At 62.0% G+C, this 12,349-nt stretch carries 12 protein-coding genes; 7 read left to right on the top strand and 5 right to left on the bottom strand.

Annotated elements, in window-relative coordinates:
• Positions 1 to 107 precede the first annotated feature (107 nt).
• Entirely contained in the window at positions 108 to 1,049 is a 942-nt protein-coding gene (locus G7016_RS12115; RefSeq protein WP_181114413.1) for a LysR family transcriptional regulator, read from the top strand.
• 515 nt (positions 1,050 to 1,564) lie between these two features.
• On the opposite strand, the gene G7016_RS12120 is transcribed toward G7016_RS12115, so the two are convergent.
• Complete coding sequence (locus tag G7016_RS12120) at positions 1,565 to 2,236, bottom strand: LexA family protein (protein WP_181114414.1); 672 nt, start codon at positions 2,234 to 2,236, stop codon at positions 1,565 to 1,567.
• Between the two features lie 134 nt (positions 2,237 to 2,370).
• Between G7016_RS12120 and G7016_RS12125 the strand changes: the two genes are divergently transcribed.
• From G7016_RS12125 to G7016_RS12150, 6 genes are all read left to right on the top strand, one after another.
• A complete protein-coding gene (locus G7016_RS12125; protein WP_181114415.1) occupies positions 2,371 to 2,625 on the top strand; it encodes a DUF6124 family protein in 255 nt (84 codons plus the stop codon).
• A 72-nt stretch (positions 2,626 to 2,697) separates the two neighbouring features.
• Entirely contained in the window at positions 2,698 to 3,846 is a 1,149-nt protein-coding gene (locus tag G7016_RS12130) for a M14 family metallopeptidase (protein WP_181114417.1), read from the top strand.
• A 64-nt stretch (positions 3,847 to 3,910) separates the two neighbouring features.
• Positions 3,911 to 4,417, top strand: coding sequence for a sigma-70 family RNA polymerase sigma factor (locus G7016_RS12135; protein ID WP_181114419.1), 507 nt, complete (start codon positions 3,911 to 3,913; stop codon positions 4,415 to 4,417).
• Positions 4,414 to 5,175 (top strand): anti-sigma factor family protein, encoded by a 762-nt coding sequence (locus G7016_RS12140; RefSeq protein ID WP_181114421.1) that lies wholly within the window; start codon positions 4,414 to 4,416, stop codon positions 5,173 to 5,175. Before G7016_RS12135 ends, G7016_RS12140 begins: the two co-directional genes overlap by 4 nt.
• Positions 5,176 to 5,227: 52 nt before the next feature.
• On the top strand, positions 5,228 to 6,328 hold the full coding sequence (gene zapE, locus G7016_RS12145) for a cell division protein ZapE (RefSeq protein WP_375139691.1): 1,101 nt from the start codon (positions 5,228 to 5,230) through the stop codon (positions 6,326 to 6,328).
• Positions 6,325 to 7,593, top strand: a complete 1,269-nt coding sequence (locus G7016_RS12150; RefSeq protein ID WP_181114425.1) for a leucine-rich repeat-containing protein kinase family protein — start codon at positions 6,325 to 6,327, stop codon at positions 7,591 to 7,593. Before zapE ends, G7016_RS12150 begins: the two co-directional genes overlap by 4 nt.
• A gap of 76 nt (positions 7,594 to 7,669) precedes the next feature.
• On the opposite strand, the gene G7016_RS12155 is transcribed toward G7016_RS12150, so the two are convergent.
• The 4 genes from G7016_RS12155 to lpdA form a co-directional block, all read right to left on the bottom strand.
• The gene (locus tag G7016_RS12155) at positions 7,670 to 8,374 is read right to left on the bottom strand and encodes a YebC/PmpR family DNA-binding transcriptional regulator (RefSeq protein ID WP_181114427.1); all 705 of its coding nucleotides are present in this window, start codon (positions 8,372 to 8,374) and stop codon (positions 7,670 to 7,672) included.
• A gap of 140 nt (positions 8,375 to 8,514) precedes the next feature.
• The gene (gene sucD / locus G7016_RS12160; RefSeq protein ID WP_181114429.1) at positions 8,515 to 9,396 is read right to left on the bottom strand and encodes a succinate--CoA ligase subunit alpha; all 882 of its coding nucleotides are present in this window, start codon (positions 9,394 to 9,396) and stop codon (positions 8,515 to 8,517) included.
• Positions 9,396 to 10,562 carry an ADP-forming succinate--CoA ligase subunit beta gene (sucC, locus tag G7016_RS12165; protein ID WP_181114431.1) on the bottom strand — a complete coding sequence of 389 codons (1,167 nt, stop codon included), beginning with the start codon at positions 10,560 to 10,562 and terminating at the stop codon, positions 9,396 to 9,398. Before sucC ends, sucD begins: the two co-directional genes overlap by 1 nt.
• A 211-nt stretch (positions 10,563 to 10,773) precedes the next feature.
• Positions 10,774 to 12,210, bottom strand: coding sequence for a dihydrolipoyl dehydrogenase (gene lpdA / locus G7016_RS12170; protein ID WP_181114433.1), 1,437 nt, complete (start codon positions 12,208 to 12,210; stop codon positions 10,774 to 10,776).
• Positions 12,211 to 12,349 lie beyond the last annotated feature (139 nt).

Raw genomic sequence — 12,349 nt, forward strand, 5'->3', positions numbered from 1 at the left:
TGATGCTAGAAGACCGCTACGCTATTTGGCGAGGCTATTATCCTCGTGTATAAACATTCATAAGCGCTATACGCCCCGCTTCCACAATAAGAACGAGTACGCCGCCAATGAACCTCAGCAAGGTAGACCTCAACCTCTTCGTTGTCTTCGATGCGATCTACACGGAAGCGAACCTTACCCGCGCTGGCCAGATTGTAGGCATCACTCAGCCCGCCGTTTCCAATGCCCTCGCCCGCCTGCGGGAAACGTTCAACGACCCCCTGTTCGTGCGCACTGCCCAAGGCATGGTGCCCACGCCCATGGCTCAGAACATTGTCGGGCCGGTTCGCAACGCCCTGGCCTTGTTGCGGGTGTCGGTACAGGAAAGCCGCCTGTTCAACCCTGCCCAGGCCAGCAAGGTGTTCCGGATCAGCATGACAGACCTTATCGAGGCCATCGTGCTCCCTTCGCTGTTGCGCCGCCTTCGACGTCAGGCCCCTGGGCTTGTGATCGAAAGCTTCCTGTGCAAGCGCCGCGAAACCACCAAGGAGCTAGCCGCCGGCCGGCTTGATTTTGCCGTGGATGCTCCGCTGAACACCGACCCACAGGTACGCCATGTGAAGCTCATGGAAGACCGTTATGTGTGCGCCATGCGCAAGGGCCACCCCCTGGAAGGAAAACCGCTGACGCTCGAGAGCTACCTGGCGCAGGCGCATATTCATATCTCCAGCCGCCGAAACGGCCTGGGGGAAGTGGACCTGGCCCTGGGCAAGCTGGGCCGGCAGCGCAAGGTTGCGCTTCGCTCCCAGCATTACATGATGGCGTCGCAGGTACTGCAGCAGACGGACATGGTCATGACCGTGCCAGAGCGCTTTGCCAGGCGACACGACTTGCCTTGCAGCACGCTACCGGTAGCCGACGTGAATACCGTGGAGACGCACCTCTACTGGCACGAAAGCACCGATCAGGACCCGGCCAATCGGTGGATGCGCGAGCAACTGATCGAGCTGTGCGCCGGCATCGTGAAGCGTGAGCGCGAAGCTCTGGCACCGGACGTGGTGGCTGTGTGAATAAAGTGTTACCTGGTGCTTCGGTTTCCCACCGAAGCGGGTAAGCAGGAAACACCCATGGCTGGAAACCCAGCCATCTCAACGCTATATTTTTCACAAGTTATTGATTAACAAGTAATTTTAATAGTTGGCACGCCGCCTGCTATCTGAATCGGTACAAGAACAACAAGAAAACCAAGCGTCACCCATAACAACAATACGAACGGCTCTGGCATAACAAGAACAACCGCGGCAGAGACGAAGCCAACAGATTTTTTTGAGGAAGGTGCGTTTTCCAGGGCATTGCCCGCAACTGGACACACAACAATAAAACTGCCCCGAGGCAGCAGGTGTACGGTTGGACCCTCAGGTGAGGATGGATCAGCGCTCAAAAAAATACGTTTGCTCTTGGCCCCGGATGGGGGCTCTGAAACACGCACAGGCAGCTACCAAAAACAACAACAGGCGGCCTGACAATCATAACAAGAGCATATGCAACATACCTTTGAGGGGAGCTTCGGCTCCCCTTTCTGCATCTACCCCTCTTCCAAGGCAAGCATGGCCCGCACTACCACACCCTTGACGTGCCAGTCGCTCTCCCAGGCCAGCACCGGCCAGGCAGGGTTCAGGGCCCTGAGGTAACGCCTTCCGCCCTCTTCCTGCAACTCGCGAAACACAGCCTGCTGCTGCAGCGGTGCGCTCACGATCACCAGGCTGCCCGGCGAGGCCGGGGCCAGAGGATCCACCAGAATGAGCGAGCCTGAGGGAACGCTGCGCCCATAGGCCGCGCTCATGCTTTCACCCTCTACCCGTAGCCAGAACGCCGGACCGCTGGCGTGGTAATCGCTCACATGGCTTTTGCCAGTGCTATAGCACGCAATCGAAGGTTTGGCGTCGCCGGCAGCCGCCCATTCCAGTACCGGGTAACGGAAAGCGGGTTGGCTGATGGCCCATTGGGGGACCGCTACCCCGTTTGCGGAATCATAAAGGCCGCGCTGTTCGTTGACCCGCAGCATCTGCACCACTTCCAGGTTCTCCTCGCCGAGCTCCTTGAGGACACGGTTCATGGTGTCCAGGTCTGGGCGGCGCCGGCCACTGAGCCAATGGTTGACCGCGCCCTGGGAGCAACCGATACGTTCGGCAAGCTGCTCTTGGGTGAGCCTGCGCTCGCGCATCTTGAGTTTGACGATTTTTATCCAGGTTTCCATGGCGCGTACCTTACCGGGTGGTGAGGCGCGGGCCATACATATCGCGTAATGGATTAAGAGCAATCCTAATACAGCGGGTAATTTATACTGCACGCATTGTCAATCGTTACTGCGTTCGAGCAAGGAGCTCTCTGATGCATGCCACTTTCACCGGGCCGTTTCGCCCCAGCGCCACGCTGGATTCCCCTCACGCCCTGGCCCACGCCGATGCTCTGCTGCACTGCGCCGCTGCGGTCGCCTATGAGAGCGCCGACCAGCACACAGGCCAGGCGCGGCACCTTGCCCTCACTGTTGTCCATCTGGTCGACCTGGCCCGCGCCATGGTTGTTCACAGCCTGGAGCCCACGTCCGGCCATGAGCAGGGCAAAGCCGACGAAGCCGGAGGCTGATCGGCACCCGGGGTGGGGCATAATCGGCGCACGGGTGTACACTTTCGTTTTTGTTCTCTAGCGAAATCGCTCATGCACGTTAACGCCCCCCTCGTCGACATCAGCGCAGACTTCGACACCGGAAATATCCAGCTACTGGATGGCAGCGACCCTTCCAACATCCGCCTTGCAATCCTGCCCGACAGCTGCAGTGCTCACTTCCAATGGTTTCACTTTCGAGCAGAAGGCCTGGAGGTCGGGCGCCGCCACGGCTTCGTCATTACCAACGCTGGCCAGTCGTCCTATCCCAGCGCCTGGCAGGGGTACAACGCCGCAGCATCGTACGACGGTGTCCAGTGGTTCCGCGTGCCAACCGAATACGATGGTCAGGCACTTCGCTTCAACGTGACCGCCGAGGCCACCGGCATTTCCTTCGCCTACTTCGAGCCCTACCGGGAAGCACGTCACTTCGCCTTGATCGAGCGGGCCCGCAACCTTCCAGGGGTTCAGGAAATCGCCTGTGGCAAAAGCCTCGAAGGGCGGGACATTCCCTTGTTCCGGGCGGGTGACGGTACCGCAGGCAAGCGCAAGGTATGGCTGATCGCCCAACAACACCCTGGCGAGCACATGGCCGAATGGTTCATGGAAGGCGTGATCGAAGCGCTTGAACAGCATCAGCAGTGGATGCAGGCACTGTTGCAGCAGGCCGAGCTGTACCTGGTACTGAACATGAATCCGGATGGCGCCTTCCATGGCCATTTGCGCACGAACGCGGCCGGCAAGGACCTTAACAGGGCCTGGCAGGACTCGACACCGGCGGAAACACCGGAAGTCCATTTCGTACGGGAACACATGGCCCTGCACGGTGTAGACCTGTTCATCGACGCCCACGGCGACGAAGAAATCCCTCACGTATTCACCGCCGCCTGTGAAGGGAACCCTGGCTACACACCACGGCTCGCCGCGCTCGAGACGGCCTTCCGCGACGCGCTTTGCCAGCAGACGCCGGACTTCCAGCAGGTGCACGGCTACACCCGTGACGCGCCCGGGCAGGCGAATATGCGGCTGGCGTGCAACGCTGTGGGGCAGCGTTTCGACTGCCTGGCGATGACCCTCGAAATGCCATTCAAGGATCACCTGGATGCACCTGAGCCTCGGGCGGAGTGGTCTGGGGCCCGCTCGGCACGGCTCGCTCAGGACCTGCTCAAGGTAGTAGCGGGATTGGTCCCTCGCCTGCGCTGAACGGCGCGGAATAAATCCACTGCGGGGTCGTCTTGCTGATTCGCCCCCCTACCGGCCTGCGCCCATGACCGACCTGAACGACGAACTGCGTGAGTTGCTCCCCAGGCTAAGGCGCTTTGCCCTGTCCCTCACCCGCGACAGCCATAACGCCGACGATCTCGTTCAGGCCACGTTGGAGCGGGCACTGAGCCGCTGGAAGGGCAAACGTGCCGAAGGGGATCTGCGCGCCTGGCTGTTTTCGATTCTCTACCGACGGTTCATCGACGGGCACCGTAGCGCCCAGCGCTATGCCCGCATGCTGCAATTGTTCGGAGGCCGTGACGACGCGCTGCCATCGGCCGAGCGTACGGTGATGGCGCAAGCGGGGCTCGGCGCCTTCGAACGCCTCAAGCCGGAACAGCGCGCCCTGCTGTTCGCCATCACTGTGGAGGGCCTGAGTTACCAACAGGCCGCTGATGTGCTGGGCTTGCCCATCGGCACTGTAATGTCCCGCCTTTCCCGGGCACGAAAAGCCTTGCATCAGCTCACCGAAGGCGAAATCACCCGACCTGCCGTGCGAATCTACAAATGATGACCCTGCCCCCTTCCGAAAATGACCTCAATGCCTACGTCGATCACCAAATGAACGCGGCAGACCGCCAACGGCTCGAAGCCTGGTTGGCTGAACATCCTGAAACCCAAGCCCTTGTGAGCGCATGGCAGCGGGACGCGCAGCAACTGCGCGCAGCCTGGAGCGGCAGTTTGCACGCCGCAGCCAACCCGGCGCTGGACCCAGTAACAGTAGCGCGCCGTGTGCGTGGCCAGCGTGCACGGCGCATGGCTCAAGCCGCCGTGCTGGTGGTAGCGGTGGGCGCTGGCGCGGTAGGTGGCTGGCAAGCGCGCGGGCCGATGGAAGTTCGCGTTGCCGCCGCGCCGATGACGGATGCCTTGCAGGCGTACCGTATGTTCGCGGTGCAGGGCATCCTGCCGGCCGACTACACAGCCGAGGGCGGCACCGGGGTTCAGGCGTGGCTGGACCGCTATTTCAGCCAGGCGCAACGCCTTCCGGACCTGTCCGCTGCAGGGTTCGAGCCCCGGAGTGCTCGCCTGCTGAACACCGATCAGGGCCCAGCCGCCATGGTGGTGTATGAAAACGCTACCGGGCAGCGCGCGAGTTTCTACGTCCGGCCGCCTGGCCCTGGTTATCACATGCTGCCGCGGGGCAGCCGGCGCGACGGCGAATTGCAGGCCGATTACTGGTCCGACCCTTCCTATAACTACGCCATGGTCAGCGCGGTAGGCCTGCCCTCTCGGGCGGTATTGGAGCGTGCCGTCGGCGAAGGCATCTAGACAGTGCTGCGTATATAATCGAGGGCCGCTCAGGTTGCGACGAGACTTGCCCTTGCCTTCGAAACGTTCCTGGTTCTCTTTTGGCTCCGCCCCTGCCACCCCGCCCGTAGACAATTCCGCGCCGGCGCTGGCAATCAAAGCATTCTTCCAGGCCCGCGCCGAGCGCCAGGGTTACACACTGGGCGAAAGCCAGCTGCGGGTAATCGAACGCCTTGCGGCGAGGGCCAGCGTGCTGGCCGACCCCCAGGCGCGATTCAGCGGGCCGCGCAGCCTTTACCTTTATGGCAAGGTAGGCCGAGGAAAGAGCTGGCTGCTGGACGGCTTTCATGAGGCCGTCGAGGTGCTCGGCAAACGCCGGCTGCATTTTCATGGGTTTTTCAACGACCTTCATGCGGGCATGTTCCGTCACAAAGGCAATGAGGACGCACTGGAGCGCACCCTCGATGACCTGCTCAGCGGTTGCCGCGTACTGTGTTTCGATGAATTCCATGTGCACGATATTGGCGACGCGATGCTTATCCGCCGGTTGTTCGCGGCGCTGTTCGCTCGCGGTGTGTTGCTGGTGGTTACTTCCAACTACGCACCCGAAGGCCTGCTCCCCAATCCCCTCTACCATGAGCGCTTCCTGCCGGTGATCCGGCTGATCGCGGCCGAGATGGAGGTGCTTGAAGTGGGCGGCGAGCAGGACTATCGCAGCCAGCCAGGGTCTGGCAACCAGCAGCGGTTCGTTACCGGCGCCTATCTGCTCAAACCAGACGCCGCGCAGCTGCGCGGCTTGGGGCTGGAGAACACCCCGGCGGCCCTTACGCTTCAGGTGGGTAACCGTCAGTTACGTGCCCGGCTCAGCGAAGGGCGCAGGGTCGCCTTCACCTTTACCGACCTCTGCGAGGCGCCAACGGCGGTCATGGATTATCTGGAGCTGTGCGAGCGGTACGATGATTGGGTACTGATCGACCTACCCTGCCTGGCGGAGTGTTCCATCGCAGTGCAGCAGCGCTTTATCAACCTGGTCGACGTGCTGTACGACCGCGACAAGCAGTTGACCGTCACCAGCCAGTTCCCCTTGACTGAGGCCTTGGAGGCCTCGGCCATTGACCTGATGCGCAGCCAGAGCCGCCTTGGCCAGCTCGGCCGTTCGCAGGCACCCGCATGAATACGCTGGAGCGGTTGCGAGACGGGCAACTGGCGGGTGCAACCCGGCTGGACCTTAACTTGGGTTTGAAGGAAGTCCCTGACGAAGTTTTCGATCTGGCCGACACCCTTGAGGTGCTCAACCTGAGCGGCAACCGGCTGACGACGCTTCCGGCGGAACTGGGGCGGCTGAAGCGCCTCAAGGTGATCTTCTGCTCCAACAACCCCTTTGAAACCCTGCCCGACGTATTGGGCGAATGCCCGGCGCTGCAAATGATCGGCTTCAAGGCGTGCCAGATAAGCCAGGTGCCGGCGCAATCGCTGCCACCTGCCTTGCGCTGGCTGATCCTTACGGATAACCGTATCGACCATCTTCCTGATACGTTCGATGGTTTCCCGCGCCTGCGCAAATTGATGCTCGCCGGTAATCGCTTGCGTGCCCTGCCCGAGAGCCTGGCTCAAAACGCTGAGCTGGAACTGCTGCGCATTGCCTGCAACGGGTTGGAGCGATTGCCGCCCTGGCTGCTTGACCTGCCTCGCCTCGCCTGGTTGGCCTACGCAGGCAACCCGCTATGCCCGGCCCGCCCATCGCCCCCTGTAGAAGCACTGCAGTGGCAGGCCTTGAGCGTGGGCCGCAAACTCGGCGAAGGCGCTTCTGGCACGGTATATCAGGCGAACCTGCCCACCGGCGAGGCTGTCGCCGTCAAGTGCTTCAAGGCGCACCGTACCAGCGATGGCGCCCCGGAGGATGAAATAGCAGCCTGCCTGCACGCGGGCAGCCACCCGAGCCTGGTGCCTCAGCGCGGCCAGCTAGAGGGCCACCCCGAGGGTCTGCCGGGGATGGTCATGGAATTGATCGACCCGGCCTATCGAATCCTTGCCGGGCCGCCGAGTTTCGAGAGCTGTACCCGGGATGTCTATGCGCCTACGCTGTCGTTCGAAACGGCGGCCGCCCATCGAATGCTCAGCGGGCTTGCCAGCGCCACCCGGCATCTGCATGAGCGCGGCGTGATGCACGGCGACCTCTATGGCCACAACGTGTTGTACCGCGACGACGGCCATGCGCTGCTTGGCGACTTCGGCGCCGCCAGCCGCTATCGCCCTGAAGACAAGGCGCTAGCGAGCAAGCTGGAGGCTATCGAGGTACGGGCATTCGGGATTTTGCTGGAGGAAGTGGCGGGCCGCTGCAGGGCGGCACCGCCAGGCTGGAAAGCCCTGAGCGATACCTGCCAGCAACCCGACCCCGGCGCCCGGCCGTGCTTCCGGGACGTGGAAGCGACGTTGTAGCGGGTTGCCACGCTATGCCTGTGAATTCCCGGGGTTCCCCCGGTCCCACAAGGTTTGCACCGGGCGGGGAGCCGTCTCAGCCGCCTAACCCAACGTACACGTTCTGTACGTCGTCATGCCCGTCGATGGCATCGAGGAAAGCTTCCACTTCTGCCAGCTCGGCGTCGTCGGTGAGGGCGACCGGGTTTTTGGCCACATAGCCGATCTTGGCTGACAGCACGGTAAAGCCATGCTCGGGCAGGGCTTTCTGCACCGCATCCACGTCGGTGGTTTCGGTCAGGAACAGCGTAGCGCCCTCCTCGGCCGGCTCGAAATCCTGCGCCCCGGCTTCGATCGCAGCCAGCTCAGGGTCGGCGTCGGCAGTGGCGGGCGCTGCTTCGATCATGCCGCAATGATTGAAATCCCACGACACCGAGCCCTCGGCACCGAGCTGGCCCTTGCGGAACAGCACGCGAATCTCCGCTACGGTACGGTTCACGTTGTCGGTCAGGCACTCCACGATTACCGGTACCCGGTGCGGCGCGAAGCCTTCATATTTCACAAGGGTGTACTGCACCGCATCGCCGCTCAGGCCAGCACCTTTGTTGATTGCACGCTCCAGGGTGTCCCGCGGCATGGAGGCTTTCTTGGCCTGTTCCACCGCCAGGCGCAGGCGGGGGTTCATGTCCGGGTCGGCACCGGAGCGCGCGGCAATTTGAAGTTCCTTGGCCAGCTTGCCGAAAATCCGCCCCTTGGCGTTGGCCGCTGCCTCTCTATGTTTAGCTTTCCACTGTGCGCCCATGGCTATTCTCTTTTTTTCGCTTGCTTCGTACGTCGGCCCAGCGGGCCGGCGAGGTGGCGGCCAGTTTATACGATTGCCGGGCCCCAAAAAACAAAGGCCACCCGAAGGTGGCCTCTGCTTGCAGCGGTTGCGGGGGTGAATTACTTCACAGCCCAGCCAGTCAGCTCGGCCAGGGCCTTGCCGATGTCCGCCAGGGAACGAACGGTCTTCACGCCAGCGTCTTGCAGGGCAGCGAATTTCTCGTCAGCCGTGCCTTTACCGCCAGAGATGATTGCGCCCGCGTGGCCCATGCGCTTGCCGGGTGGCGCGGTCACGCCAGCGATGTAGGACACCACTGGTTTGGTGACGTTTGCCTTGATGTAGGCAGCGGCTTCTTCTTCAGCCGAACCGCCGATCTCGCCGATCATCACGATCGCTTCGGTCTTCGGGTCTTCCTGGAACAGCTTCAGAATGTCGATGAAGGTCGAACCCGGGATCGGGTCGCCGCCGATGCCCACGCAAGTGGACTGGCCGAAGCCGGCGTCGGTGGTCTGCTTCACAGCTTCGTAAGTCAGGGTGCCGGAGCGCGAAACGATACCGACCTTGCCTGGCAGGTGAATGTGACCGGGCATGATGCCGATCTTGCATTCGCCGGGGGTGATCACGCCTGGGCAGTTAGGGCCGATCAGGCGTACGCCCAATTCGTCGCACTTGACCTTGGCGTCCAGCATGTCGAGGGTAGGAATACCTTCGGTGATGCAGACGATCAGCTTGATACCGCCGAAGGCCGCTTCAAGGATCGAGTCCTTGCAGAACGGAGCCGGTACGTAGATGACCGAGGCTTCGGCGCCGGTGGCTTCTACCGCTTCCTTGACCGTGTTGAACACGGGCAGGTTCAGGTGGGTAGTGCCGCCCTTGCCGGGGGTCACGCCGCCAACCATCTTGGTGCCGTAGGCGATGGCTTGTTCGGAGTGGAAAGTACCCTGAGAGCCGGTGAAGCCCTGGCAGATGACTTTGGTGTCTTTATTGATCAGGACGCTCATTACTTGCCCTCCGCGGCTTTGACGACTTGTTGAGCAGCGTCGGTCAGGCTGGTAGCCGCGATGATGTTCAAACCACTTTCTGCGAGAACCTTGGCACCCAGTTCAGCGTTGTTGCCTTCGAGGCGAACAACCACAGGGACCTTCACGCCAACTTCCTTCACTGCGCCGATGATGCCTTCGGCAATCATGTCGCAACGAACGATACCGCCGAAGATGTTCACCAGAACGGCGGCCACGTTGGTGTCGGACAGGATGATCTTGAACGCTTCGGTCACGCGTTCCTTGGTAGCGCCACCGCCCACGTCGAGGAAGTTGGCTGGCTTGCCGCCGTGCAGGTTGACGATGTCCATGGTACCCATGGCCAGGCCGGCACCGTTGACCATGCAGCCGATGTTGCCTTCAAGGGCAACGTAGTTCAGTTCGAACTTGGCAGCGTGGGCTTCACGCGGGTCGTCCTGCGACGGGTCATGGAACTCTTTCAGCTTGGGCTGACGGTACATGGCGTTCGCGTCGATGTTGATCTTCGCGTCCAGGCAGTGCAGGTCGCCGTCGGCCTTGATTACCAGCGGGTTCACTTCCAGCAGCGCCAGGTCGTGGTCCTGGAACAGCTTGGCCAGGCCGGTGAAGATCTTGGCGAACTGGGAAACCTGCTTGCCTTCCAGGCCCAGCTGGAAGGCCAGGTCACGGCCCTGGAACGGCTGAGCGCCGACCAGTGGGTCGATGGTGGCCTTGAGGATTTTTTCCGGGGTGTCGTGAGCGATCTTCTCGATGTCCACGCCACCTTCGGTGGACGCCATGAACACGATGCGACGGCTGGAACGGTCGACGACGGCGCCCAGGTACAGTTCCTTGGCAATGTCGGTGCACGACTCGACCAGGATCTTGGTGACTGGCTGGCCATTGGCATCAGTTTGATAGGTGACCAGGCGCTTGCCCAACCACTGCGCGGCGAACGCCTTGGCGTCCTCGCGGCTCTTGACCAGCTTTACGCCGCCAGCCTTGCCGCGGCCACCTGCGTGGACCTGTGCCTTGACGACCCATTCGGTGCCGCCAATCTTGTCGCACGCCTCGGCTGCTGCTTCCGGCGTGTCTACCGCGAAGCCCTTGGATACCGGCAGGCCGTACTCAGCGAACAGCTGCTTACCCTGATACTCGTGAAGGTTCATGCTTATTACCGTCTTCGTTAGGTACTGCGCTCTCGGCGCTGCGCTCCGGGGAGTGCCGCGCCACCTGTGACTGCTATCCGCGGCCAGGCCGTGGAAGCGGACGGGAATTGCGTCCGTTCCAGGCCACGACAGCGGGATCGAGTCCGGCATGCGTTCCGCGGCAAGCCCTGTTCAGGGCCAACGACGGGCGGCACGCCGTGGTTTCTTGTTGTTAACGCTTCTTGCGGTTGGCAATGTGAATGGCACCGCCATTCACGGCCAGCGCGGCTTCGTGCAGCGCCTCGGACAAGGTCGGGTGCGAGAACACCATCATGCCGAGGTCTTCTGCGCTGGTACCGAATTCCATGCCGATCGCGCCTTGCTGAACAAGCTCGGCGGCGCTTGGGCCGATCACGTGGACGCCCAGTACGCGGTCGGTTTTCGCATCCGCGATCACCTTGACGAAGCCGCCGGTGTCGTTGGCTGCCATGGCACGGCCGCTGGCGGCGAACGGGAAGGTCCCGACGTTCACTTCAACGCCTTCGGCCTTCAGGGTTTGCTCGGTCTTGCCTACCCACGCGATTTCCGGGTGAGTGTAGATGACCGACGGGATCAGGTCGTAGCTCATTGTGGCCTTGTGGCCCTTGATGCGCTCGACAACCATGATGCCCTCTTCGGAAGCCTTGTGGGCCAGCATCAGGCCGCGCACCACGTCGCCGATGGCGTACACGCCCGGCACGCTGGTGGCGCAGTAGTCGTCGACGAAGATGAAGCCACGCTCGTCGATGTCAACGCCGCTGTCGGTGGCCAGCAGGTCGGTGGTCACCGGGCGACGGCCAACCGCGACGATCAGCTTGTCGAAGACGATTTTCTGTTCGCCGTTGGCGTCGGTGAAAGTGACTTCCACTTCGTCGCCGTTCACCTTGGAGCCGGTAACCCGAGCGCCCAGGCGAATGTTCAGGCCCTGCTTGGTCAGGGTTTTGTAGGCTTCCTTGGCGACTGCTTCGTCAGCGGCCGGCAGGAACTTCTCCAGGGCTTCGAGCACGGTGACTTCCGCGCCCAGGCGCGACCACACCGAACCCAGCTCCAGGCCGATCACGCCAGCGCCGATCACGCCAAGGCGCTTGGGCACGGTCTGGAATTCCAGGGCGCCGGTGGAGTCCACGATGACGTTCTGGTCGACCGGGGCCGGTGGAATATCGATCGGGCGGGAGCCCGAAGCCAGGATGACATTGTCAGCCTCGACCACTTCGACATTGCCGTCCTTGCCGGTGACTTCGACCTTCTTGCCGGCCAGCAGCTTGCCGTGGCCTTCGAGCAGGGTCACGCCGTTGGCCTTGAACAGGGTAGCGACGCCGGAGGTGAGGTTCTTCACGATCTGGGACTTGCGGCCCACCATCGCTGGAACGTCCATGGTCACGCCAGCATGGTTGATGCCGTGTGCCTTGAAGCCGTCTTCGGCTTCATGGAATTTCCAGGAGCTGTCCAGCAGCGCCTTGGAGGGAATGCAACCTACGTTCAGGCAGGTACCGCCCAGTGCGGTCTTGCCTTCCTTGTCCTGGTACTTCTCGATACAGGCAGTCTTGAGGCCGAGCTGGGCGGCTTTGATAGCGGCTACATAGCCACCAGGGCCGGCACCGATCACTACCACGTCGAATTTCTGAGTCATAAGAATTCCTTAGAGCCACAAGCCTTGAACCACAAGCTACAAGCTAAAAGCCACAAGTCAAAGCAGGTAGACCGCACGACCACGCCGGTTGCACCACTACTATCCAACTTGCCGCTTGCAGCTTGCAGCTCGAAGCCGC

The organism is Pseudomonas japonica (assembly GCF_013522925.1).
Taxonomy (GTDB): Bacteria; Pseudomonadota; Gammaproteobacteria; order Pseudomonadales; family Pseudomonadaceae; genus Aquipseudomonas; species Aquipseudomonas japonica_A.

Coding starts and splice junctions, on each gene's coding strand:
- G7016_RS12115 (WP_181114413.1), top strand. CDS start 108: ATGAACCTCAGCAAGGTAGACCTCAACCTCTTCGTTGTCTTCGATGCG.
- G7016_RS12120 (WP_181114414.1), bottom strand. CDS start 2,236: ATGGAAACCTGGATAAAAATCGTCAAACTCAAGATGCGCGAGCGCAGG.
- G7016_RS12125 (WP_181114415.1), top strand. CDS start 2,371: ATGCATGCCACTTTCACCGGGCCGTTTCGCCCCAGCGCCACGCTGGAT.
- G7016_RS12130 (WP_181114417.1), top strand. CDS start 2,698: ATGCACGTTAACGCCCCCCTCGTCGACATCAGCGCAGACTTCGACACC.
- G7016_RS12135 (WP_181114419.1), top strand. CDS start 3,911: ATGACCGACCTGAACGACGAACTGCGTGAGTTGCTCCCCAGGCTAAGG.
- G7016_RS12140 (WP_181114421.1), top strand. CDS start 4,414: ATGATGACCCTGCCCCCTTCCGAAAATGACCTCAATGCCTACGTCGAT.
- G7016_RS12150 (WP_181114425.1), top strand. CDS start 6,325: ATGAATACGCTGGAGCGGTTGCGAGACGGGCAACTGGCGGGTGCAACC.
- G7016_RS12155 (WP_181114427.1), bottom strand. CDS start 8,374: ATGGGCGCACAGTGGAAAGCTAAACATAGAGAGGCAGCGGCCAACGCC.
- sucD (WP_181114429.1), bottom strand. CDS start 9,396: ATGAGCGTCCTGATCAATAAAGACACCAAAGTCATCTGCCAGGGCTTC.
- sucC (WP_181114431.1), bottom strand. CDS start 10,562: ATGAACCTTCACGAGTATCAGGGTAAGCAGCTGTTCGCTGAGTACGGC.
- lpdA (WP_181114433.1), bottom strand. CDS start 12,210: ATGACTCAGAAATTCGACGTGGTAGTGATCGGTGCCGGCCCTGGTGGC.